Annotated in this window: 20 protein-coding genes and 1 tRNA gene; 12 read left to right on the top strand and 9 right to left on the bottom strand. The window is 46.1% G+C overall.

Going from position 1 to position 23,119, the window contains the following annotated elements; translation table 11 throughout:
• Positions 1-263 precede the first annotated feature (263 nt).
• The gene (locus tag MJZ25_02870) at positions 264-1,421 is read right to left on the bottom strand and encodes an XRE family transcriptional regulator (protein MCQ2123104.1); all 1,158 of its coding nucleotides are present in this window, start codon (positions 1,419-1,421) and stop codon (positions 264-266) included.
• 255 nt (positions 1,422-1,676) lie between these two features.
• Here MJZ25_02870 and MJZ25_02865 point away from each other — a divergent pair, with 255 nt between their 5' ends.
• The 6 genes from MJZ25_02865 (at position 1,677) to MJZ25_02840 (ending at position 8,160) form a co-directional block, all read left to right on the top strand.
• Complete coding sequence (locus tag MJZ25_02865) at positions 1,677-2,363, top strand: DUF4417 domain-containing protein (protein ID MCQ2123103.1); 687 nt, start codon at positions 1,677-1,679, stop codon at positions 2,361-2,363.
• Positions 2,363-2,734 carry a hypothetical protein gene (locus MJZ25_02860; protein MCQ2123102.1) on the top strand — a complete coding sequence of 124 codons (372 nt, stop codon included), beginning with the start codon at positions 2,363-2,365 and terminating at the stop codon, positions 2,732-2,734. The genes MJZ25_02865 and MJZ25_02860 overlap by 1 nt, the downstream gene beginning before the upstream one ends.
• Positions 2,734-3,081: a hypothetical protein gene (locus tag MJZ25_02855; protein ID MCQ2123101.1), complete on the top strand. Its 348-nt coding sequence runs from the start codon at positions 2,734-2,736 to the stop codon at positions 3,079-3,081. The genes MJZ25_02860 and MJZ25_02855 overlap by 1 nt, the downstream gene beginning before the upstream one ends.
• Positions 3,078-3,452, top strand: coding sequence for a hypothetical protein (locus tag MJZ25_02850; GenBank protein ID MCQ2123100.1), 375 nt, complete (start codon positions 3,078-3,080; stop codon positions 3,450-3,452). Before MJZ25_02855 ends, MJZ25_02850 begins: the two co-directional genes overlap by 4 nt.
• Before the next feature lie 560 nt (positions 3,453-4,012).
• Positions 4,013-5,479: a site-specific DNA-methyltransferase gene (locus tag MJZ25_02845; GenBank protein ID MCQ2123099.1), complete on the top strand. Its 1,467-nt coding sequence runs from the start codon at positions 4,013-4,015 to the stop codon at positions 5,477-5,479.
• The gene (locus MJZ25_02840; protein MCQ2123098.1) at positions 5,479-8,160 is read left to right on the top strand and encodes a DEAD/DEAH box helicase family protein; all 2,682 of its coding nucleotides are present in this window, start codon (positions 5,479-5,481) and stop codon (positions 8,158-8,160) included. Before MJZ25_02845 ends, MJZ25_02840 begins: the two co-directional genes overlap by 1 nt.
• A gap of 208 nt (positions 8,161-8,368) precedes the next feature.
• Here MJZ25_02840 and MJZ25_02835 read toward each other — a convergent pair whose 3' ends face one another.
• Positions 8,369-8,956 (bottom strand): hypothetical protein, encoded by a 588-nt coding sequence (locus MJZ25_02835; protein MCQ2123097.1) that lies wholly within the window; start codon positions 8,954-8,956, stop codon positions 8,369-8,371.
• A 194-nt stretch (positions 8,957-9,150) separates the two neighbouring features.
• The gene (locus MJZ25_02830; GenBank protein MCQ2123096.1) at positions 9,151-9,468 is read right to left on the bottom strand and encodes a hypothetical protein; all 318 of its coding nucleotides are present in this window, start codon (positions 9,466-9,468) and stop codon (positions 9,151-9,153) included.
• 272 nt (positions 9,469-9,740) lie between these two features.
• On the opposite strand from MJZ25_02830, the gene MJZ25_02825 reads away from it, so the two are divergent.
• From MJZ25_02825 to nudC, 4 genes are all read left to right on the top strand, one after another.
• Positions 9,741-11,015 carry a saccharopine dehydrogenase family protein gene (locus tag MJZ25_02825; protein MCQ2123095.1) on the top strand — a complete coding sequence of 425 codons (1,275 nt, stop codon included), beginning with the start codon at positions 9,741-9,743 and terminating at the stop codon, positions 11,013-11,015.
• A 133-nt stretch (positions 11,016-11,148) separates the two neighbouring features.
• Positions 11,149-13,047, top strand: a complete 1,899-nt coding sequence (speA, locus tag MJZ25_02820; protein MCQ2123094.1) for a biosynthetic arginine decarboxylase — start codon at positions 11,149-11,151, stop codon at positions 13,045-13,047.
• 108 nt (positions 13,048-13,155) lie between these two features.
• Positions 13,156-14,241 carry a GGDEF domain-containing protein gene (locus MJZ25_02815; GenBank protein MCQ2123093.1) on the top strand — a complete coding sequence of 362 codons (1,086 nt, stop codon included), beginning with the start codon at positions 13,156-13,158 and terminating at the stop codon, positions 14,239-14,241.
• 23 nt (positions 14,242-14,264) lie between these two features.
• Positions 14,265-15,092 (top strand): NAD(+) diphosphatase, encoded by an 828-nt coding sequence (nudC, locus tag MJZ25_02810; GenBank protein ID MCQ2123092.1) that lies wholly within the window; start codon positions 14,265-14,267, stop codon positions 15,090-15,092.
• Between the two features lie 149 nt (positions 15,093-15,241).
• On the opposite strand, the gene sfsA is transcribed toward nudC, so the two are convergent.
• Positions 15,242-15,994 carry a DNA/RNA nuclease SfsA gene (gene sfsA / locus MJZ25_02805; protein MCQ2123091.1) on the bottom strand — a complete coding sequence of 251 codons (753 nt, stop codon included), beginning with the start codon at positions 15,992-15,994 and terminating at the stop codon, positions 15,242-15,244.
• Positions 15,995-15,997: 3 nt separating this feature from the next.
• Entirely contained in the window at positions 15,998-16,558 is a 561-nt protein-coding gene (locus MJZ25_02800) for a hypothetical protein (GenBank protein ID MCQ2123090.1), read from the bottom strand.
• Positions 16,559-16,639: 81 nt separating this feature from the next.
• Here MJZ25_02800 and MJZ25_02795 point away from each other — a divergent pair.
• Positions 16,640-16,712 (top strand) — tRNA-Gly (locus MJZ25_02795).
• Between the two features lie 166 nt (positions 16,713-16,878).
• Positions 16,879-19,464, top strand: coding sequence for a glycoside hydrolase family 9 protein (locus MJZ25_02790; GenBank protein ID MCQ2123089.1), 2,586 nt, complete (start codon positions 16,879-16,881; stop codon positions 19,462-19,464).
• Between the two features lie 62 nt (positions 19,465-19,526).
• Here MJZ25_02790 and MJZ25_02785 read toward each other — a convergent pair whose 3' ends face one another.
• From MJZ25_02785 to MJZ25_02770, 4 genes are all read right to left on the bottom strand, one after another.
• Positions 19,527-20,528 (bottom strand): HAD family hydrolase, encoded by a 1,002-nt coding sequence (locus MJZ25_02785; protein MCQ2123088.1) that lies wholly within the window; start codon positions 20,526-20,528, stop codon positions 19,527-19,529.
• 27 nt (positions 20,529-20,555) lie between these two features.
• Positions 20,556-21,821, bottom strand: a complete 1,266-nt coding sequence (locus MJZ25_02780) for a hypothetical protein (protein MCQ2123087.1) — start codon at positions 21,819-21,821, stop codon at positions 20,556-20,558.
• 21 nt (positions 21,822-21,842) lie between these two features.
• Complete coding sequence (locus tag MJZ25_02775; protein MCQ2123086.1) at positions 21,843-22,484, bottom strand: hypothetical protein; 642 nt, start codon at positions 22,482-22,484, stop codon at positions 21,843-21,845.
• A gap of 83 nt (positions 22,485-22,567) precedes the next feature.
• The coding region (locus MJZ25_02770; protein ID MCQ2123085.1) for a succinylglutamate desuccinylase/aspartoacylase family protein at positions 22,568-23,119 on the bottom strand (552 nt) is incomplete at its 5' end.

The raw sequence follows: 23,119 nt of genomic DNA, 5'->3' as shown, positions 1-23,119 counted from the left end.
TTGTGCGGTCATTAAGCAGACTAAACTGCTCCGCTAGTCTCTACACCTTCCGGAAGTGTACCTCCGGCTCGGCTCGGCGTTGCCTTTGGGCCAGGGCCCTTTAGGTTTCACCGAATTCTTCCCGTTTTCATCCGAACCTTTCGGAACGGAGTCACAATCATTATGAGTCCGACGCTCTAACCGATTGAGCTAAAGCCCCGACACGTTTTTCAACGTGGAAGGTAATATAGTAAAAAATTGGAGTTGTCAAACAATTGTCTACATCAAAATGGACGTGATTCGACCAGAGTCCCATCCTCAATCACGCATTTCAATTCTTCCTTTATCAAATCGACATCCGTTCCCAACAATTCCGCAGCAAGCTCAACTTCCATATCGTCGTTTTTCAACGCTTCAAAAATGCAGGTTCTGAAATCCGGATCTTCAAAAATGAACCGTTCCTTGGGTAAAGAATTTGGCTCATAATGGTCCTTGAAATCATGGTTGGTGCGGTTCTTGTACATTCTTTGAAATTTCTTTATAACTTCGCTTCGATCTCTTGAATATGCAATGCAGTACTGGCTTAGCGCAACCCAATAACTAACAGAAAACTCCTGTTTCAATTCAAGAATCTTATCAATAAAAGAATAATTCTTAGTTCCTTTGACGCGTTCTCGAACCACATCTACAGGAAATAAAAATTCTGCGGCAAAGCAATCTGCATCCCGTTCTTCTTTCGAATCGGATTCTTCGGCTTTTACTTCTCCGTCATAGGACTCCGGATGAAGAATGATGTGTCCGAGTTCGTGGAAAATGGTGAACACCCAACGTTCTACATTGGCTGTTCCAATGTTCACAAAAATAGCAGGGCCTCCATCATCCTTATTAACAGAAACACCAAATGTTTTGCTCAATCCAAAGTTGAAATAAAATTGTTTTACTCCAAGTTCTGATAAATTTCCGAAAAAATTCGTTACAGGGGCGTCAGAACGTAGAGAAAGAACCATCCTCAGTTTACGGGCAGCCTCCACAGGATCTTTCGGAAACTTTGAAAAGTCTATTGGCGTGCGTTTAGGTAAGTACTTTTCAACTTCCTTATAGGTCTTCAGTTTTTCATAAATGGTATAAGGCAAAGTTTCTTTTGCTGACTTCTCTCTAGCAGTCTGATCTTTATTTGTCCTATATCGCAGTGATTTTAAGACGGGCTTCTGAGCGTACAGATCACCAATAGTAACATCAAGAGCACGCGAAAGCTTGTCAACGATTGAATGGGACGGATCGCCTTTTTCATTAAGGATGTTTGAGATGGTCGCTACGCTAACCCCAGAGACTTCTCCCAATTTAGGGATGGAAAACCCGTTCTTTTTCATCAAACGTCGAAGATTGGCACTTAAATTTTCCAAAGACATAGCGACTCCTTTTGACGAAAGATGATTATCCATGCCAAATATACTATGTTTTTTGTTGATTTTCAATAAAAATTACATTCAAAGACTAAATTATTTGATTTAATTTAATTTGACAAATCAAATAATTTTGATTATATTAAAGAAAATGCCGGAAAACCGCATATGCAGCCTTCCGGCACAATGCTCACCAGGTATCGCTACTTAGTAAGGCGTAGGAACCTCTAAAGTAGCAAAATCCGTGAGCATTCGTCAAACCTGAGTCCAAAATAAAATTTGGATTCGTAACAAATGGCTTACGCCATAGAGGCAATCATGGTAAAAAACATGATGGACCTTTGCCGTATTGCAGACGATTTTGTGCAATATTTGCAAGGTAAAGGTATAAAATTCGATGAAATGGGCTTCCCCATCTTCGAAAGGGAAATGTTTCTTGAAGAAATTCCGGAACAGATGGTTCCCTATGATTTCAGAAAAAACAGAATCGTAAGGAATCCGAAAAAGACGCTGTTAGTCTTTTATTGCCCAGACGCAAGGATTTATCCAAGGCTTGAAAATGTTCTGGATGAAATTTCAGAGTATCGCAAGTATACGGGCGCTGCGGCGACAGACGTTACGGTTACAAGTGATATGGATCAGGAGTGGCAAGATTTCATAATGCTACTGAATCAGCTGTTTATGGCAGTACTCGCCGTGAATGGAATAAAGATTGTTGCGAACCTCCGGACGGGGAACTGGTTGACTCATAAAAATATCAGCGGAGTACCAAAGAACGTTTTGTGGGCCGCAGGATTTCTGGGTTGTCCTAAAGATGAACTATATGACATGCGCTTTATTTCGACTGTGATGCTAGGTAGGCCGTCCACATTGCTTATTTATGGCAAGGAGGATTCGAATGCAATGGAGAAACTCTCCACAATGGGCGTCAAGTACCTTGTGTACCCCGATTACCACAAGGCTCGTAAGGAGGTGGCATAATGTCTAACGCGAAAGAAGTGTATTCAAAACTGTCTCAGTATTATGTCGAGTACGCAGTTCCTTCGACTCCTGATTTGCAAAGCGGCTACATAGCGAGTAAAAAGAGAGAGGCTTTGTTTAACGAGAACTGGAAAAAGAACAAAGTCAACATCAATGAGATTATTGACAAGTATACTCCTGATGTCACGCCAAAGGTTCATGGAGTCAAATCCGTCTGGAAAAACAAAGATTATATTATAAAAGCGGATATGGCTTCTGGGTATTTGAAGGTATATGACCGTAATCTCAAAACCTTCTTGGATAAATACGGGGATCTCGTGCCGGATGGACCTGATTCTCACATGAAAATTTTAAGAAAGGAGGAAATGTAATGAAATTTGCCTTGATTCTTGATTATGCGGGATTGGAGTACTACGGTCATATTCCTGTAGTTCCCTATCCACCGGATTCTCGAGTAGAAGTATTCTATTTTGAAGATGAAGAAAACGATCTTCTTCTGGAGGACTTTGTTCCCCCCATCAACCAAGCGTGCGGAACACTACTCGATGATGGTGATTTAGATTATTTTGATCAAGCTAAATGCACTATATTAAAGTCCTGGCTCGAAGAACGACTACCGAACATTTCAAGCGACATCTTGGTGAATTTGTACAGGAAACTCTTGGAATTTGCAGCGAGAGCGATTGAGCTAAACACAGGAGTTGTAGTCGAACTGTGAAATCAACCTATAAACTTCTTGGCTCATTTTGGGACGGTCGCGAAAATTTAGAAGTGCCTCTTGCCGAGTATTCTGGAGAAAAACAAATTCGTGATTATAAAAAAGGATACGACTTGTTTGATACCAAGGAATACGTTCGTTCTATAAGCATTTCTGAATTATTGCGATTAGATGATGGAAACAAAGTTTTTGCAACCTTGGAAAGACTTCGCTTTTGTTCTAAGGTTGTAATTATTTTGGATTGCAATTTAAAAAGTGAAAATCCCGTAATAAGACGTTTTTTATCCAAAAGAGTTTCTCAGTGTTTGAAACTTGTGCAAGACCGTCTTCCGGATAAGAAACCTGAGATTTTTTGCATTAATTCCAATTAGATCGAAGAAACTTTCGCTTTTTACCGAATTGTTGCCGGCATAATACGAAATATTCCCCCGATTATACTGTTCAATCCCACCGGCAAGGTTGGGGCGTATTCTTGTTTTTATTTATATTCTCCTTGACATAGCTTGGCAGAAATGCCGGGCGTTTGATTTTAGGGTATTTGTCCTTAATCTCGTAATCAAAATCTGGTAAATTTTTATTGCGCGGGAATTATGGACGGACGCTCACACCCAATCGGGTGTGGGTCGTTTTGTCTTTTCGCGCACGGGTTTACCAGAACCTTGATTACGGAAGACTTGCGATTCCACACCTTTTTTGTATCAACAGAAAAACGGTTTCAAAGTCTTTCGGTTTCGGAGCAAAGCCCAGGTTTAACTTTTGCCCCGAGGTTCCCTTGCCCTCTTTACACTGGCTCGGAAAAGATGCTGTTCTGAATCATCACCTGGATGTTCCATACAAGACCCTGGAACTGAAGGATTCCTTCAACTGCGAAAAAGGCGCTTCTGAAAACAAGATCATTCATGGCGACAACCTTGAGGCCCTCAAAGCCTTGATGCCGGAATACGAAGGCAAGGTGAAATGCATCTATATCGATCCGCCCTACAACACGGGCAACGAGAACTGGGTATATAACGACAATGTAAACAGTCCCAAAATTCGCAAGTGGCTGGGTCAGGTTGTAGGGAAAGAGGCCGAGGATTTAACCCGACACGACAAGTGGCTCTGCATGATGTACCCGCGTTTAAAGTTGTTGCATAAACTACTTCGGGAAGATGGCGCAATTTTTATCAGTATCGACGATAACGAACAGGCGAACTTGAAACTAATATGCGATGAAATTTTCGGGGCAGGGAATTTTGTTGCAAATTTTATTTGGCAATCTACGCCTGGTTCAAACACAGGAAAAGATATAAAAACAGTTTCTGAATACATTCTTCTATACTCCAAAGACCGTAGATTTTTTGTTGCTAACACAAGAAACACATGCGACGACACTAAATACAATTTGGAAGACAATTATGTAGAAAGGCGAGGCCGTTATACATTAAATAAACTTGACAGAAGAATGACGGGGTCTCATTATTCTGATGCTCTAAACTATTCTATAGGAACTCCAGATGGAAATTCGTTATATCCAGGAAACTCAAGTGAAAAACAAGAACATTGGAATTGGAGATGGTCAAAAGCAAAATTCGAGTGGGGCGTAAAAAACGATTTTATCGTATTTAAGCAAAATGGTTCGCAATGGTCTGTTTATTTCAAGCAATATCAAAGCGTAGATAATAACGATAGTCCAATCCAGAGAACACTACCATATCAAAATTTACTTCTAGATATTGACGGAGCTAGTTCTGCGAGAGGAACAGCGGATTTAATGAGTGTTTTTTCTGCAAAAAAATTTGATTATCCAAAACCATTGAATTTAATTGAATATTTATTGAAAATAATTTCCGGCCCCAACTCCATCATCCTTGACTCTTTCGCAGGTTCCGGCACCACTGCCCACGCAGTCCTCAACCTCAACAAGCAGGATGGCGGAAACCGCAAGTTCATCCTTGTAGAAATGGAAGACTATGCGAACAACATCACTGCAGAAAGAGTCCGTCGCGTCATCAACGGTTATGGTGAAGGCAAGAACGCTGTGGAGGGAACCGGAGGTGATTTCAACTATTACGAGCTCGGTCCCGAAATGTTGCTGGACGGTTCACTAAACGAAGAACAGCCTTTAGAAAACATTCGCAATTACATCTACTATACAGAAACCAATTCCGTCATCGATTCCTCTGAAGTTTCAAAGAACAGAAACGAATTCTTCTTGGGCAATCACGACAACGCCGCCTACTACCTTTTCTACAAAAAGTCAGAAATTACAACTCTTGATTTCGAATTCCTTGGAACCATCAGCCAAAAGGCAGAACGCTATGTCATTTACGCAGACAACTGCGTATTGCCCAAAGATTTTCTTTTCAAGAACAACATTGTATTTAAAAAGATTCCCCGTGATGTAAGGAGATTCTAATGCTTTTAAAGCCCTATCAAAAACAGATCATAGATGACCTTGCATTCTATCTCGAAATTTTAAAAGAAAAAGGGAATACGGCTGTTGCGTTCAACGAATTTTGGCAGACGCATCCTCGCACAGCAATTACGCCAATGCTTGGCGAAGCTGTAGAACCATACAAGAACAATGTTCCTGGCGTACCTCATGTCTGCATAAAGGTTCCTACCGCTGGAGGAAAAACTTTTATCGCAGCCAATGCCCTAAACACTATTTTCAAGGCTTTCGACAGCACTCGTCCCAAAATAGTAGTATGGCTTGTACCGTCCAATTCGATTCTGGAACAAACCCTTCGCAATTTCGGCAATCCAAAGCACTCATACCGAGAACAGCTGAACACAGATTTTGCGAATAGGGTTGAAGTCTTCGACAAGAAAATGTTATTGCAGGGCGCGGGATTCAACTGCACCTCCGTTCATGAAAATCTTTCGCTTTGCATTCTAAGTTTCGATAGTCTCCGCGCAAGAAAAGCAGAAGATCGAAAAGTCAACGAAGAAAATGGCAATCTACAGTCATTTGCCAACCGCGTAGATGAAGAAGAAATCTCGGTAATGTCCGTTCTGCGTTCGCTAAATCCTGTTGTAATTGTTGACGAAAGCCACAATGCAGAAAGCGAACTCAGTGTGGAAATGCTGAAAAATTTGAATCCCAGTTTTATTCTGGATTTGACTGCAACACCTCGCAAGAACAGCAACATCATCAGTTTTACTTCTGCTTTGGAACTCAAGAAAGAGAACATGGTAAAGTTGCCGGTGATTGTCTACAATCATCGCAAAAAAGAGGATGTGGTAAGTTCCGCTTTAGAACTCCGTTATCGCTTGGAAATGTCTGCGGAAGCCGCTCGAAAAAATGGAGCGCCCTACATCCGCCCCATCGTACTTTTTCAGGCGGAACCTAAAACGAAAAATGACAACGCCACTTTTGAAAAAGTAAAGTCCATGCTTTTGGAATTGAAAATTCCAGAAGAACAGATCAAGATAAAGACTGCCGACAAGAATGAATTGCTGAATGTGGACCTGATGTCCGCCGATTGTCCTGTACGCTATATCATTACGGTAAATGCGTTGAAAGAAGGCTGGGACTGTCCATTCGCTTATATTCTTGCAAGTCTTGCGGATCGCAGTTCCAGCGTGGACGTGGAACAGATTTTGGGCAGGGTTTTGCGACTGCCCAATGTTTGCAAAAATGAAAATGCAATGCTTAACATGAGCTATGTGTTTACCGCCTCTGCAAAATTCAGCGAAACTCTGGATAGCATCGTGAAGGGCTTGAACCGTGCAGGATTTAGCAGCAAGGATTATCGCCAAGTTGAAATTGAGGAACCGGAAAATTCTGGAAATGCAGGTGAGGCTACTGCGGAAAATACTGGAGCGACTGAACCGCCGCTGTTTGCCGACGTTAATAAGCCTGACGATTTTGATGTTTCAAAAATTTTCTGGAAGCCAGTTCCCGATCATTTGTCAGACTCCGCGAAAGCGATATACAATCCAGGTTCTACAGAAGTAGATGTTTCTAAGGTCGATTCAACAAATCCAACAGCATCCGCAGAAGAAAACTCTGTAATCGCAGAAATTGCAAAGCAAGCTATCGCCGAAAATCAGAAATTGGAAAAACAGGTTGAGGCAAATGCCAAATCGCCACTCGCACCTAGTGAGGTCAGTAAGCAAGTGAAAACATACGATGTCAAGGAAATCTTTAAGGAAACAGTGGCCTCGCTAAAACTGCCGCAGTTCTATTACAAGCACGCCCTGCAAAACGACTTGTTCAATCTGAACTCAGAGCCTTTCGAAAAAGACATGCTTCTGAAAAAGTTTCCTCTTAAAAATGAGGACACCAACATAGATTTTCAAAGCGTAGAATCGGATATCCGCCGCGTTGACTTGGATGAAACCCAGAAAGATTTTACGCCAACCATTTTTAATGTGGATAAGCAGCGACAAAACGAGATTATCCAGTGGTTAACCAATGTCAAGAATCTGGATAAGAAACGAGAACTTTGTGCACAAAGTCTCCGCGGTTGGATCGGAAACATGTACCCCATTCCCGACCCTGATATCATAGAATACATCAATCGCGTGTTGCAAAATTTATCCGAAGCCGATTTAAACAACATGTTGAATTCTCAAGCTTTGTATGCTGAAAAAATCAAATCAAAGATTAGTGAACTTTCAGCTAAGTATATAGAACGAGAATTTGAAAAAGCTTTAGATCAAGACAAAATCGAATTGAAGCCAACTTACGAAATTTCAGAAAAGTTGATACTTTCTTCTGCTGGCAAGTCACTTCCAAAAACACTTCACGAAGCAGAAGAAAAAGTCAACATCTTTGAAGAAGGGGTTATTAACGCCGTCGCCAATATGGAAAACGTGGAATTCTGGACTCGCAATCGCGAAAAGAAGGATTTCTGCATCAACGGTTTCATCAACCATTATCCAGACTTCATCATCAAAACAAAAAATGGCAAAGTCATTTTGCTAGAAACCAAGGGCGACCATCTTGATGCCGAAAAGAAAATCAAACTCGGGAACTTGTGGGCAAGCAAAGCTGGTAACAACTTCCGCTACTGCCTCGTGTATAAGGACCGCCGTGTAGAACATGCCTACACTAAGGATGAATTCTTGGATACGATAAAAGAATGGTAAAAAAATCCCCGAAGATTCGCGCAGAACCTTCGGGATGTTTCAGCGATTTTATTCTAATTACCGTAATCTTTCTACAATAGGTTTGAAATTCTCCTTAATTTGCGCAACAACCTTGTCAAAAGTCACCTGCATCAAAGCGTTTTTCTTTTTCACAAACGCATTCCATCTTTTTACGCGTTCCGCATCTGTTGCAAACGAGTCTGTACATTCACACTAGTACCTCTAGATATGTTTTCAGAATTTTCAGGCATGAAAGTTTTTCGGCATAGCGATAGAGATTGTTAAGATTTTTTTCTTGCCTTGCGAGGTAATTGACCAGGATTTCCTTGGTTTCTTCGATTCCGACTTTGTTTCGGTTCGAGACAATGTCAACGACAGTTTTTTCGATATCGTAAATTTTGAAGGTGTTTTTATTTTGGCGGATTGTTTTGACACCAAGAGAATGACGTTCGCCAGAAAAGTAACGAAGGTTGATCTTTAAGTTTTCGGGTTGTGTAGAAAGTTTTGCCTTGGGCGGAATAGCAACATCGATGGCATCGGGGCGGAAGGTTGTTAAATTGTAATAAACGGCTGCACTCATAAGGCAAACCACGCCCTGAGTCGCATAGGCTCGGACATAGTAAAAGTCATTCATGTCACCAGAAAAGTTTGCGTTTTCGTAATACGATTTACTGAGGCGCATGAGCGCCCCACACTCCACCATTTTCACTATCTGATAATATGAATGGCCTTGCTTTTGGAGTTCACCACTTGAATAGACTAGCTGTAAATCGGATATATTCATCTTGTTAGGCATGCCTTAAATATAACTTCTTTCAGTTCACGATTTCAACAAAATACGGAAAATTCTCAAACTTTCCGTATTTCGTTCAAATATTAATCCAAACCTTAGTCGCATTTGGAGCGGGAACACCTTCCGATACATGGACATGTATTGGTTCAAGTGGCAAGTTTTCGTTAGACCAAAAGTAAACCCAATACGAGCCGATTCTAAATATTTTTGGCATTGTCAAACCCGCCCTTTTGAGAAAATTCCATTATCAGATGAGCTGTAGATTCGATGACTTTTTTGTATCGATCTATTTCGCTATCTGAAAAACCGGATATATCTTCCCATGTGTATTGGGGCAGGTAACAAGTTGCATGATGGAAGCAATCCTTCTCATCAGGCTTTTCAATGTACACTTTGACGCGACCATCCTTTAGCATTTCGGAATGGACGATTTCAGAGTCATCGTCTAGTGTCAAGAAAGGGTACATCATCTTACTACAACTCACACTATTCTCTCTGGAAAATGCATTCGCCATAGTTTATTTCCTTATTTCAGGATGTTCATATAATAAACTGTGGGGTTACAATTAAACAGACTGTTACCCGGCAACGCACTTCACTCAAGGGTGAGCGGTATCCAAAATATACATAATTTGTTTTCACCTTGCAAAACACCCCATTTTTTGCCTCATCTTTACTCTCATTTCTAAAGACTCCTCCCCCGCTTTCTATATTTTACCCCACTTACTTTTTCTTCAGGGGTCGCCGCCCCTGCACGTTCATTTTTTCAAAAAGGAAAGACAAAAAAATGGCAAGAGCTCTGATTATCGGTTGTGGCGCCGTTGCCACCGTCGCTATCAAGAAGTGCTGCACCGTCAGCGAAGTTTTCTCTGAAATCTGCATTGCAAGCCGCCATCGCGAAAACTGCGAAAAGCTGGCCGAACAGATTCGTCCGAACTCCAAGACGGTGATCACCACCGCAGCTGTCGACGCCGACAAGGCTGAGAACGTGGTGAAACTGATCAAGGAATACAAGCCTGATCTGGTGATGAACATCGCACTTCCCTACCAGGATCTTGCCATCATGGACGCATGCCTTGAATGCGGCGTGAACTACATGGATACCGCCAACTACGAACCGGAAAACATCGACGATCCGGAATGGCGCAAGGTTTACGACAAGCGTTGCAAGGAAGCAGGCTTTAGCGCATACTTCGATTACAGCTGGCAGTGGGCATACGCCAAGAAGTTTGAAGAAAAGGGCCTCACCGCTCTCTTGGGTTCCGGCTTCGACCCGGGTGTTACCCAGGCATACTGCGCCTACGCTCTCAAGCACCAGTTCGACACCATCGAAGAAATTGACATCCTGGACTGCAACGGTGGCGATCATGGCTACAAGTTCGCCACCAACTTCAACCCGGAAATCAACCTCCGCGAAGTTTCCGCACCGGGCAGCTACTGGGATACCGACGCTAACGGCAAGGGCCACTGGGTAGAAATCCCGGCCATGAGCATCAAGCGCGAATACAACTTTAAGGAAGTGGGCCAGAAGGACATGTACCTCCTGCACCACGAAGAAATTGAATCCCTCGCCAAGAACATTCCGGGCGTGAAGCGCATCCGCTTCTTCATGACCTTCGGCCAGAGCTACCTGGACCACATGCGCTGCCTGGAAGACGTGGGCATGCTCCGCACCGATCCCATCATGTTCAACGGTCAGGAAATCGTTCCTATCCAGTTCCTGAAGGCTCTGTTGCCGGATCCGGCAAGCCTCGGTCCCCGCACTGTGGGCAAGACCAACATCGGCTGTATCTTCAAGGGGACCAAGGACGGCAAGCCCAAGACTTACTACCTGTTCAACGTTTGCGACCACCAGGAATGCTACAAGGAATTGGGTAGCCAGGCTATCGCCTACACCACCGGCGTTCCCGCTATGTGCGGCGCTCTGATGATGCTCACCGGCAAGTGGACCACCCCGGGTGTCCATACCGTTGAAGAATTTGATCCGGATCCGTACATGGACGCATTGAACAAGTACGGCCTGCCCTGGCAGGAAGACTTCAACCCGGTTCTCGTTGATTAGGTACGAGGTACGAGGTACGAGGCCCGGTCGCCTAAGCGACCTTTGAGGTAGATAATCGCGGCTTCGCCGCCTAACTATATACTCGAACCTGGAGCCTGGATCCTCGAGCCTCAAAATCCAAAGGATTTTGATCATGAAGAAATGGCGTATCGACGACTCCCGCGACCTTTACAACGTTAAGGGTTGGGGCGTCAACTATTTTGACATCAACGAAAAAGGCCACGCCACCGTTTCCCCGCTGAAGGATGGCGGTTGCGAAATCGACCTTTACGAATTGGTGCAGGAAATGTCCCTCCGCGACGTTTCCACCCCGATGCTGTTGCGTTTTCCGGATATTCTGGACAGCCGCATCGAAAAGATTAACGAATGCTTCAACAAGGCTCGCGAAGAATATGGTTTCAAGGGAAGCTACTACAGCATCTTCCCCATCAAGGTGAACCAGCAGCGCGCCGTCCTCGAAGAAGTGGTGGGTCACGGTAAGAAATTCAACATCGGTCTGGAAGCAGGTTCCAAGCCGGAACTTCATGCAGTGCTTGCCAACATGGATAATCCGGACGCACTGATTATCTGTAACGGCTATAAGGACGAAGACTTTATCGAACTCGCACTTCTCTCCCAGAAGATGGGCAAGAAGATTTTCGTGGTCGTGGAAAAGATGAACGAGCTCCACTTGGTCGTGGAACTTGCTAACCGCATTGGCGTTCGCCCCAACATCGGTATCCGCATTAAGCTTGCAAGCTCCGGTAGCGGCAAGTGGGAAGAATCCGGTGGTTACCACAGCAAGTTCGGTCTCAACAGCTCCGAACTTCTGGAAGCCCTTGACTACATCAAGGAAGAAAAGATGGAAGACTGCCTCAAGCTGATCCACTTCCATCTGGGCAGCCAGATCACCCACATTCGTAATATCAAGAACGGCCTTCGCGAAATTTCCCAGTTCTACATCCAGATTCGTAAGATGGGCATGGCCCTGGAATTCGTGGACGTAGGCGGCGGTCTCGGAGTGGACTACGACGGCACTCGCAGCACCAACGCAAGTTCCGTGAACTACTCCATCCAGGAATACGCAAACGACGTGGTATACGGCATCTACGAAGCTTGCGAAGAAGCCAAGGTTCCGCACCCGAACATCATCGCAGAATCCGGCCGCGCCCTTTCTGCACACCACTCCGTCCTGGTGTTCAACATTCTTGAAACTGCAGGCCAGGCATTCTTCGATGAAGAAGAACACGAAATCGGCGACGACGCTCCTGCAGCACTGAAGGATCTCTACAGCATCTACAAGGGACTTTCCCCGAAAAACTTGCTGGAAAGCTGGCACGACGCCATGCAGCTGAACGACGACGTTCTCAGCGGTTTCAAGGTGGGCGACTATGACCTGCCCACCCGCGCTATGAGCGAACGCCTGTTCTGGAGCATCGCCCGCGAAGTGAACCAGATTGCAAGCACGCTGCGCCATCCGCCTTATGAACTGGAAGAACTGCCCCGTCTTCTTGCACAGAAGTACTTCGGCAACTTCAGTTTGTTCCAGAGTCTGCCGGATAGCTGGGCTATCGACCAGATTTTCCCGGTGATGCCCATCCAGCGCTTGGACGAAGAACCCACTGTAGAAACCACCATCCAGGACGTCACTTGCGACTCCGACGGTAAGATTGCATTGTTCATCCGCGGTGGCGACGTAAGCCACACCCTTCCGCTTCATAAGTTGAAGAAGGATGAACCGTACTACATCGCCGTCTACCTCGTAGGAGCCTACCAGGAAATCCTCGGCGACCTTCACAACCTCTTCGGCGACACCAACGCAGTCCATGTGGTTTGCAACGACAAGGGCGGCTACGAAATCGACAAGGTGATTGACGGCGAATCCGTGGAAGACGTTCTCGACTACGTGAACTTCAGCGACAAGGCTCTTGTCCGCAACATGGAAAACTGGGTGACCCGCTCCGTGAAGGACGGAAAGATTACAGTGAAGGAAGGCAAGGAATTCCTGAACATCTATCGTTCCGGCTTGTACGGCTACACTTACCTGGAATAGTCCTTTCTGGATAATCAAAACGTGACGCGGCTAACACAATTGGCCGCGTCTCTTTTTTTATTTCTCGTTTTTCCCCATAATCGTCAAACTAGATGTATCTTTTTTTCGATGATTGCTCAGAAACTAAAAAAAATTGCGGATCACGGACCGACGTTCGATGCAGCACTTTTTTGGGGAGTTCTTTACTTCACCATTCTCGCAGCCATCGCATCGGCGATATTCACTGTTTTTGAAAACCTTGGCAATGTTGTTGAGATTGCCAGCATCTTTATCACATTCTTTTTAGTAGCTCTTGGCATAATCGCAAAAAAGACCGGCAAGCTGGAAGCATGCTACTTCGCCATGGTCATCAGCGTCAACACCATATTGGTTCCACCCATGTTCTTTCTCTGCGGTGGATTTGAAAGCGGCATGCCCTTCTACTGCCTAACCGCCATGCTCGTGGTCTCTCTTACAAAACGATTTAAGCTTAGGGCCATCCTGTTTTTCCATGGAATTGTCACGTACGCGGTTTGCTTCAGCTACGCCAACAGCCACCCGGAACTTGTGGCATCCATGACAGCCACTTCATCTTTTTACGACAGGCTTGTTTCTTACTTGTTCATGAGCTTTACCATCATGACCATCATCTCCTATTTGCTTTTCGCCTACAACCGCGAGCATAAGGCAAAGGACAAGCTCATCCAGGAACTCAACTATATGTCCAGCCACGATCCACTGACCAAATTGGTAAATCGTAGGCGTTTCATCGACTTCCTGAACAACGATATTTGGCCTGCCCGAAAGGGTTATTATCTGCTCATGTTCGACATCGACAACTTCAAGAAAATCAACGACAACTTGAGCCACGTCTTTGGCGACACCGTTCTAAAGAACGTCGCTGAAACAGCAAAAGGATTACGCAGGCACGACCGCAACGAACTTACCGTCAGATATGGTGGCGAAGAGTTCATTCAGGTGATCAAGGCTGAAAGCATGGAATCTGCAATCGCCATGGCTAACTATATTAGGACTTCCATTTCCGAAATCGTTTTCGATGAGCATCCCGATTTGAGAGTCACCATTAGCGGGGGCCTTGTAGACTGCGCCGACCCCAACTTTGACACTCACGGTAAAATGCTTGAACGTGTAGACGTATTACTATATTTGGCCAAGGCCCGAGGCAAAAACCAAATCGTAAGCGGCATCGAATGATTCACGAAATTAAACCCCATCAAATGAACAACCAGTTTGGTATTCAAGATCCCAAGCTGGGTGATTTTTTTATCCGCTATAACGGCAGCAAGACTCTGCTGAAAAAAAACGGCGACAACTACGAAGTTCCAAGAGTCCGGGATTTTTTCACTGACAGCGGAGAAAACGGCAAGAAAAGTCTGACTGAATTCGAAGGCCATTATCTTTTCAATATCGACGGCACAGCATATTTCCTGGACGATAGCATTGACGAACACATAGGAAATGCGGCCGGCTTTGAATACATGGGCAACAGAACTTTCCGCAACATGGAAGACATTACCCAACGTTTGGGCGGCGCAACAGCGGCACACCTGGCACATTGGGAATCTCTGCACAAGTTCTGCGGCCGATGCGGAAACGTAACCATTCGCGGCGATAAAGAACGCAGCATCATTTGTCCCAAGTGCAACAACGTGATGTATCCGAGAATTTCTCCCGTGGTCATTGTTGCTGTACGCAATGGCGACAAGCTTTTGATGGCCCACAACAAGGACAATCCGAATCCTCGCCGCTTTTTGATTTCCGGCTTTGTGGAAATCGGTGAATCTCTGGAGCAGGCTGCACATCGCGAAGTTCTCGAAGAAGCCGGCGTAAAGATCAAGAACGTGAAATATTTCGGAAGCCAGCCTTGGCCCTTTAGCGATTCTCTTATCGCAGGCTTTACCGCTGAACTAGACGGCGACGATACAATCCACATGCAGGAAGAAGAACTTTCCGAGGCGCTGTGGGTGGAACGCAAAGATATTCCGCCTTATGAGACTGACGTAAGTATCAGTTGCTGCCTAATCGAGAATTTCCGAAATAAATAATTCGAGGGAGGACCAAGTCCCCCTCGAGCTCCCCTACAGGAATTTGTTTCACAAATATCCTGTCGTAAGGGGAGGCATCCCCTTACTTATCCCCCTAGACTCTAATGCAAGAATTCTGCATAAGGAAATATCGCTCGATTCCTCTGGTTTTATAATTCTAAGGCAACAGGAGCGTCGGCGGTGAGGGTATCGGGAGTTACATTGCAGTCGTAAACGAAGATTTCAACGCCTGCTTCCTGGGCCGTGCGGAGAGCTGCGCCGAACTCCGGATGAGTCGCCACGTTAGGAGAGAACTTGTGGCAGCCTTTCATCTGAATCAAGAACAGGATGCCACATTCGTAGGGCGTGCCATCTTCTGCAGCAACGCCTTCCCGCAAGATTTCTGCAAGTTCCGTCAAATGCTTAACGCCTCGTTCCGTAGGCGCATCCGGAAACTTCGCGTGGCCATCGAATTCCAGCGTGCAGCCCTTCACCTCAATGAACATCTTGTGAAGTTTAGCCTTTTCCGCCTTGGTACGCCCCGTGCCCTTGTACTCCACGTAGAAATCAAAGCGGGAATTTCCAAAGGTATATTCAGGTTTTAGAAAAGTGATTTCAGGAAAGCGTTCCTGGTGGGCGCGGATCCATTCACCGGCCACCTTGTTGGGAGCCTGGCTATCCATATTGATGAGTATGGTCTGCGCCAGCACAACTTTCTCCACGGCGATTAAGTCGTAAGGAGTCTTGCGAGCTTCATTGGAAGACTTTTCCAAATAAACTTTGCAACCAGGCACCAACAGTTCCTTGCAGCGCCCCGTATTTTTCACATGAACAACAGTATCCACTCCATCGATTTCCACATGGGCGATAAAGCGGTTGGGGCGGCCGATGAATTTGCCAGGAACAACGTTTGCGTACTGCATAATCTATTTGGCAGAAGCTGCGGACTCTGCTGAAAACGCGGCTGAGGATTCAGGAGCTACGGGAGCAACAGGCTCCGGCTTATTTGCAAGCATCACATAAAGGGTATCATGAACCACAACAGTGTCGTGTACAAAGACTGTGTCGTGTGCGCAAACTTCAGATTTTACAGGAGCAGTTTCTACTGAAGCAATTTCAGCGGATTTTGAACTAGCCTTGTCCCCAGTTTTTGCAGTATCGACCGGAACTGTCGTATTGGCGGTACCTTGTTTTGCCTCGACAATCGTCCACAAGGAATCGCGAACAACCTGCAAGCTATCCAATTCCTTTTTCAAGCGTTCCTTGTGAACAGGGCGACGTTCCCTAGAATAACGGCCTTCCACCTTGCCTATTTTGGAATCTAGGTTGCGAAGTTCATCGCACACAGAGCCCTCACAAGTTACTGCCGGAGCGGGGCTAAAGAAATCAACGAACTTTCGCCAAAAGGAGCGATCATCAGAGCGTGCTGAAACAGAAAGCAGGAGAACTGCAGTAAGGACAAACAAAACACGATTCATCTTAAGCATAATTCAATGATAGAAAAAGCCGTTCCCTTTACAAAGACCGCTTTTTTTCTAAATTACGTTCAGACGGTAAAACAACCGCTTGCGGGAGTAGCTCAGTTGGTAGAGCGCGACCTTCCCAAGGTCGATGTCGAGGGTTCGAAACCCTTTTCCCGCTCTAAAGTAAAAGGACCAGGCTAAGCCTGGTCTTTTTACTTTATGGATTGAAGAACGGGTTGAGAACCCTGGTCGAGGGTTTGCAACGGCCTCATTACAAACAACGCCCCTTTGATTGTAAGCAAAAAATAAGTATCTTTACACTCAATAAAACAATCGGGTTCTTTATGAAAAAAATTCTCCTGACCAGCCTTTTGGCAACAGCAGCCTCCTCCGCTCTTGCCGCAGACCAGACTCACTACGACTTGATCCGTCCCGTGTACCCCATGACCTGGTCTACCACAGACGCCATTGAAGGCGGCACCGTTTTAGGCTTTAGCAAGTTCGAAAAAGGCACTGACGAAACCATTAGGAACCCCCTTCCTGCCGTAGGCGCCTCTCCCAAGGAATTCGAGGCCAACGGAATCATTTCCGATACTCTCGACCAGGCTTACATTGACGCGCTTAACTTGAGCGTCGGCAACATCCACGTCAATCAGGCAGGCTACCTGCCCGACGACCAGGAACAGATGTTCCATTATATGTCTGAATCCGGCGAATGCAGCGAAACCTATTCCGTTGTCGATACCGACGGAAAAACAGTTGCCGAAGGCGGAACCTTTACCGCAACAGAAAATAAAGCTGGTTTCAAAAGAACCGTTAAAGCCTACGAAATAGCCTCGAAAACCAGATACACCGCAAGTGTTTCCGGAGAAGAGAAAACAGTTTGCGTTGGTAAGCTTGCCGACATGGCTGGGCTCCCCACCAACAAGAGGCTTCGCATTAAAGTAGGCCAGGAATACTCCTCCACATTCATTATTAGCGACGAAGTTTACTCTATGGTCCGCGATGCAGGCCTAAAGTTCTTTGGAGCCCAGCGCAGCGGTGATTCCGAATCCTGGTTTCACGGTCCCAGCCACATGAATGACGGAGATGGAGCCTTGCAGGGCGGTTGGTACGATGCGGGCGACCATGTGAAAAACGGCATTACCATGTCCTACACCTTTATGGTCTTGTCTACCATGGCGGCCACCAATCCCGAACATGACGATGACCATTACGCCTATAACCATAACGAAACGGAAACAACGGATAAAATTCCCGACGCACTTCGCGAAGCAAAGCATGGTGCAGATTTCTTCCTTCGCTCCTACGTACAGGCCAAGGGCGTTATTGACGACATGGCCGTAAGCGTGGGAAACATCACCGAAGATCACAATTCCTGGAATCGAGCAGACGGCGAGGACACCCGCACAGTAAAACGCGAAGCCCATTTAGGCCATCTTGGATCCAATGTTTCCAGCAACATTGCTGCAGGCCTGGCCCTCCTTGGCAAGGACTACGCCAAATACGACAAGCCATTTGCAGACAGCTGCTTGATGGTCGCTAAAAAATTATACGATTTCGCCCGAGCCTTAAGACTCAAAGAAAACAGTTACGACGGAGGCAAGCCCTTCGTTAACAACACCATGGCCGGAGGCTGGAGTGCAGACGAACTTGGTTATCCGTCGGGCAAAGACGTTGACGACAAGTTAGCCATGGCCGCCGTAGCCCTCCTGTACGCCACAGACGGAAAGGACAAGGATTTCGACTACCTGGACGATCTAGTTCACAATTCAAAGATAAACAACAATGCCAAGTACGCTGAATACGACCCCGAAAGCAACTTCGAAGGAGGATGGTTCGGAAACAGTTCTGGATTTGGGCCCGGTGGCTGGGTAAGCGATTACGCTTACACCCATATTTTCTCGCTGTACGCATTCTACAAGCTGATTCTCGCAGACGAAAAGACCAGCGAATCCTTCGGCATTGATAAATACACCCGTTTGGACTACATTGAAAAAGTCATATTCATTCTTCTGAAAGACAATGTTCAAAACTTAGGCGAAAACACAGATACACACAAAATCTCATTGGCAACCATTAATGGTGTAGAAAAATCCATCAACGCCAACGGACTTACCTTTAGTCTGTGGGACAAGTACTTTGAAGGTGTAGCCAATTATTATGAAATTGGCGCACAATTAACTCTACTCATGTTTGCAGATATTGCCAAGGATCTTACCAAAAACGAAATTCTTCTCCCCCATAACTACAATGTAACCTGGAACTACAAGGAAGCCAAGCAGAATGTTATCAGCAGAATGAACTACCTGCTGGGAATGAATCGCTGGGACATGTCCATGGTCGTTGGCGTTGGCGACAAGAACGAATCCCATGTTAAACACCCAACCTCAAATCCCGAAGGCTACAACAAATACGAGTTTATGGATCCTCCCGTTGAATTCTATCCCGATTACAAGTACCGTCCCCTTGTAGGAGACCTTATGGGCGGCTTCACTTCTAGTATAGACTCCCTATACTCCGACATATATAAAACATACGTAGACCTCCATGGCAACGCCAAGCTCCAGGCAGTTCTTATGCTTCTGTCCAAGGAACGTTCTCCGGCAACAGCTGACACCTCGGCAAAAGACACATCCATTACAGATTCTACAGAAGCAATCCCCCAAACTCCCGCATTTAGCAAGAGCTTGAATGTGGTAAGACAAGGTTCTGTACTGGAAGTGAACTACAGCTTGTCTCAGGCCGCCACTGCAGAAATCCAGTTGGTATCAGTCCAAGGCAAGACCGTTCGCAAGTTCAACGAACGTCAGAGCGCAGGCAGCCACACCGCTCTCTTTGACTTGAGCAGCCTTCCCGCAGGCGCCTACATCGTCAAGGCAAAGGCAGGCTCATTGAGCGCCACCAAGCTGATCCAGCTGACGAAATAAAAAAGTCAAAACGAATTAAAGAATCCCGACTCGCTGGAGCCGGGATTTTTTCAAAACCATTTTTACAAGATGTAGAAATCAGGAACTATTCCCAAATATTCCTGGTCGCCTTTCAATTCCGCTGCAGGTTCATTTCGGCCAATCAACAGCGCACTGTCAAAGCCAGCAATTTTACCGCCGTAGATATCGGTGCCCAAGGTGTCTCCAATCATCAGCACTCGGGGTTCCTTGCCATCAAAAAGCGAAGCAGGCAATGTCTTGCGGACCGCAGTCCAAATTTCTGGGAAAGGCTTTCCCAAGTAATAAGTTTCGCAGCCCATTCCATCGTTGGCGTCGCATACAGAATCACGACGCAAGCGTTCGCATAACGCGCCAGAAACAGGCTCGCGGGTTCCATCCGTTTTAGGAGCCCAGGCGTCAGAATTCAGCACCAGCAAAACAGCTCCAGGGCGACGCAGAATTTCAACCGCATGGGCGTAAGTTTCCGGAGTATCCTTTGCAGAAGAAATTGCCACAATAGGTTCCATCGGATTTTCCACAGCATCGATTCCGTTTGCATTCAAGACGTGCAGGCCCGTTTCGCGACCGATGTAGAAAACTTCTTTCAAAGTGCGGGGAGCAACTTTCTGAGACGGATTACCGAAACAAATACCCGCGCGCAGATTCGCCGCCAAGTCGCCCAACAGGCTTCCCGAGGAAATAGTTTCAGAAGCGGAAAAATTGAAGCCCCGTTTTGCAGCGTCTGCTGCCAGCACATCCACAACATCGGAAGCGGCGTTGGTCACCAGGCGCAACTGCTTGCCCGCCTTACGGAGGGCATCGAACATCTCGCGAGATCCTGGATAGACAAAGGCCCCGCGGTTATACAAAGTGCCATAGCCGTCAAAGCAGAACGCATCGTAATCGTCCATAATTTCCGCAAGGCGAACTGCGCGCGGTTCCTTCGTAGAGCGCGGGCTCTTCGCGAAACACGGCACCTTAGCGAAGCCCGGTTCTTGCGCACAACCAGCAGCCTCGATCAGAGTCATGTAGCGCTTGTATATTTCTCGTTCAAATAATTCCATTTTTTACTTGAGTCGCATTCCGTTAGTCTAGCGACGCTTTACACCAAAAAGACTTGTTGTCTCACCGCGGTCATTGCGATACACAAGCATGTCACCATAAGTTACATGGACTACAAAATCAGAAATGTAGACACCCGTGCCAATTCGGCGATGGTTAGCATCCATAAAATTCCACTTCAAGAACAGTTTATTGCCCTTGCTGTCAAAACGGGGATCATCCCCCTTCACGTCAACAGAAGTTTCAGCAACAAATTCTCCTGTCTTTGCGTAAATTCGAAGGCTATAGCGGATCTGAATTTTTGACAAGTCCAGCGCAGCCTTGCTAGACAAACCTGCAGCGCTTCTAACAGCACTCAAGAAGCCTTCGTCCATCACATCCATGGAAAAGCCCCATTCCGATTCAGAGGGGACATTAGCATTTCTGTTTCTAAAAGCCAACTGGAAAACGGGGGTGTTTTTATCAAAATTATGATTATCGACAGCCATGGCCGACGTCTGGACTTCCAGAGGATAATGTCCCGCGACAACCACATATTTTGATTCTTCGTCCACGACATTCTTCGCGTAGTCACCAAAGCATTTGTTCAGCAGACGAATGGAGTCTCGAGGGCCAAGGCGTTTTTCCTGATTCACAAATTCATCAAAAATTACAAGAACCTTGTTTCCATCGTCAGACCACAACGCGTAAGTCAAAGGCAACAAGCGACCGCCAAAATCATCCTCAGATTTGTACTCCAAGAAAGTTTCGCAATTAGGTGCTGCGTAGGATTTTTCAGAGAAACTCAAAGACAGGGTGTCGGCACGCATGCCTCGGTAGCCACGCAGTACGGCATCCTTGATAACCGGAAGCATCTTGTCCTGGACAGCTACATTATAGGCCGTTCCGTCCGTCATATGAAGCTTGAAATTTCCAAGGTTTTCCTTCGAATAGGATTCCGAAGAAAGAGCCGTAAACTGAAGCCAGCTACGCTGCAGTTTGGAAAGGTCTACAATCAAACTGCGAGAAGAATTCGGATCCAGCTTAAAGAATTCATGCGGAGCCACCACATGAGTTAAAAATCCATAGGAATCAATCCAATCAAAAGATAACGAGTCAACAAATTGGTCTAGATAATCCTGGTTGATGGAGCCAAGGAACTTAATGGACACCTTATCCAGGCGACCATCACCGTCTTCATCCAAAAGGGAATTGCCTTGAGTAGAGGGAGGAATCGGATTTTGAATAAATGCAGCAAAGGCACTGCCGGCTAGCAGCCCCATTGCAAGAATCAATGTCCAAAGTTTTCTAACCATCCTAACCTTCCCCAGCGCTCTTTAAGCGTTACTATTCAAGAACCCGTAGTCGCGTCCTTCCACAGGAATCACCAACTGCAGTTTTGAAAGCACTTCAATATGCTTGTCGAACTCAGCCTTAAAATCTTCGCCCAGAACTTCTTCATCATCGTGATTCAAGTTGTAGGCGATGTAGCTGCCATCCGGGAAAATGGAAATGCAGCAATCCCAAGTGATGTCGCCTTCCTGTTCCTCTTCATCGTCATCACGGTCCTTGCTTTCAAGCATGAGCATGGGGCGAGGAGCGGGAATGGCATCGGCGTGGCCGTTTTCAAAAACAAAGTAGTTACGGCTCACCAATTCATGTTCCAAAGCCATGGTGCTGGGAGTGCGTTCAAATTCATTGCGAAGGCGGCGGATGTTGCCCAAGTCGTCTTCATACGGGTCCTGGAAGTCCTGAGGCAGAACAATCTGGTAGTAGTCGAATTCCTTGCCCTTTTCGGCATAGGTATCCAGCCATTCCTTGGGAGGTTCCGGGCGGACCGTCAAGAAATCTTCAAAGGCATCAAGAATATCGAACAAGCGGGAATCCCACTGTTCACCCTTCTGCTTCTGGACAAGTTCCAAAAAGTTGGAGAGACGTTCTTCGCCAGAAATTTCTTTCAATTCTTCATTATCCATCATACTCATCCTTCAAATTCTTCTTTTCAATCCGTCGATTTAACACCACTTCGTTTGCTTCGTCCCAGCGGTCCTCGCAATGACACCTACCATTCCTCAACAGTCTTCACGGTCAAGCTCATTGCGATGTCCTTTTCGTAATAAGCGGGCTCGTTAATAAAAATCGGATAAACAACTTCGGGGTCACCAGGTTCACGCTTGAACAAGATGTCCTTACCGTCAAAGGTGCGGAAAATCGGGTCTCCGTCCTTCAGTTCACTATAGTCTCGGCCAAAAACATTTTGATGGATCATGGCTTGGATAGGGCCACCGCCCTGAGGTTTAGGATAACCCAGGTCGCGATGCTGGGTATACACCTCTACCGGAATGGGCGGGCGCTTTTGGAGTTCGCCACGATTCCATTCTTCCGCAAGTTCCAGGTAGCGTTTTACAAGGCGCTCGGATTCTTCAAAAATAAACGGATTGATGGTGCCGTGATGCTGGGGACCAATTTCAATGCAAATGTCAGCCTTGGCCACCGTACCAAAATAAGGAGAAGCGGAACGTTCCTCGGGCTGGTAGTAAATCCAGGCGTTCTTGAACTCTTGTGTCAGCACAGCGGAAGCGCGCATGCAGAACGGGTCACGGGCAGAAAGAAT

The sequence above is a fragment of the Fibrobacter sp. genome, assembly GCA_024399065.1.
Lineage (GTDB): Bacteria > Fibrobacterota > Fibrobacteria > Fibrobacterales > Fibrobacteraceae > Fibrobacter.
The sequence above is the reverse complement of the archived record's forward strand: the minus strand, read 5'-3'. Positions and strand labels throughout refer to the sequence as shown.

Coding starts and splice junctions, on each gene's coding strand:
- MJZ25_02870 (MCQ2123104.1), bottom strand. CDS start 1,421: ATGGATAATCATCTTTCGTCAAAAGGAGTCGCTATGTCTTTGGAAAAT.
- MJZ25_02865 (MCQ2123103.1), top strand. CDS start 1,677: ATGGCTTACGCCATAGAGGCAATCATGGTAAAAAACATGATGGACCTT.
- MJZ25_02860 (MCQ2123102.1), top strand. CDS start 2,363: ATGTCTAACGCGAAAGAAGTGTATTCAAAACTGTCTCAGTATTATGTC.
- MJZ25_02855 (MCQ2123101.1), top strand. CDS start 2,734: ATGAAATTTGCCTTGATTCTTGATTATGCGGGATTGGAGTACTACGGT.
- MJZ25_02845 (MCQ2123099.1), top strand. CDS start 4,013: ATGCCGGAATACGAAGGCAAGGTGAAATGCATCTATATCGATCCGCCC.
- MJZ25_02840 (MCQ2123098.1), top strand. CDS start 5,479: ATGCTTTTAAAGCCCTATCAAAAACAGATCATAGATGACCTTGCATTC.
- MJZ25_02835 (MCQ2123097.1), bottom strand. CDS start 8,956: ATGCCTAACAAGATGAATATATCCGATTTACAGCTAGTCTATTCAAGT.
- MJZ25_02830 (MCQ2123096.1), bottom strand. CDS start 9,468: ATGGCGAATGCATTTTCCAGAGAGAATAGTGTGAGTTGTAGTAAGATG.
- MJZ25_02825 (MCQ2123095.1), top strand. CDS start 9,741: ATGGCAAGAGCTCTGATTATCGGTTGTGGCGCCGTTGCCACCGTCGCT.
- speA (MCQ2123094.1), top strand. CDS start 11,149: ATGAAGAAATGGCGTATCGACGACTCCCGCGACCTTTACAACGTTAAG.
- MJZ25_02815 (MCQ2123093.1), top strand. CDS start 13,156: ATGATTGCTCAGAAACTAAAAAAAATTGCGGATCACGGACCGACGTTC.
- nudC (MCQ2123092.1), top strand. CDS start 14,265: ATGAACAACCAGTTTGGTATTCAAGATCCCAAGCTGGGTGATTTTTTT.
- sfsA (MCQ2123091.1), bottom strand. CDS start 15,994: ATGCAGTACGCAAACGTTGTTCCTGGCAAATTCATCGGCCGCCCCAAC.
- MJZ25_02800 (MCQ2123090.1), bottom strand. CDS start 16,558: ATGCTTAAGATGAATCGTGTTTTGTTTGTCCTTACTGCAGTTCTCCTG.
- MJZ25_02790 (MCQ2123089.1), top strand. CDS start 16,879: ATGAAAAAAATTCTCCTGACCAGCCTTTTGGCAACAGCAGCCTCCTCC.
- MJZ25_02785 (MCQ2123088.1), bottom strand. CDS start 20,528: ATGGAATTATTTGAACGAGAAATATACAAGCGCTACATGACTCTGATC.
- MJZ25_02780 (MCQ2123087.1), bottom strand. CDS start 21,821: ATGGTTAGAAAACTTTGGACATTGATTCTTGCAATGGGGCTGCTAGCC.
- MJZ25_02775 (MCQ2123086.1), bottom strand. CDS start 22,484: ATGATGGATAATGAAGAATTGAAAGAAATTTCTGGCGAAGAACGTCTC.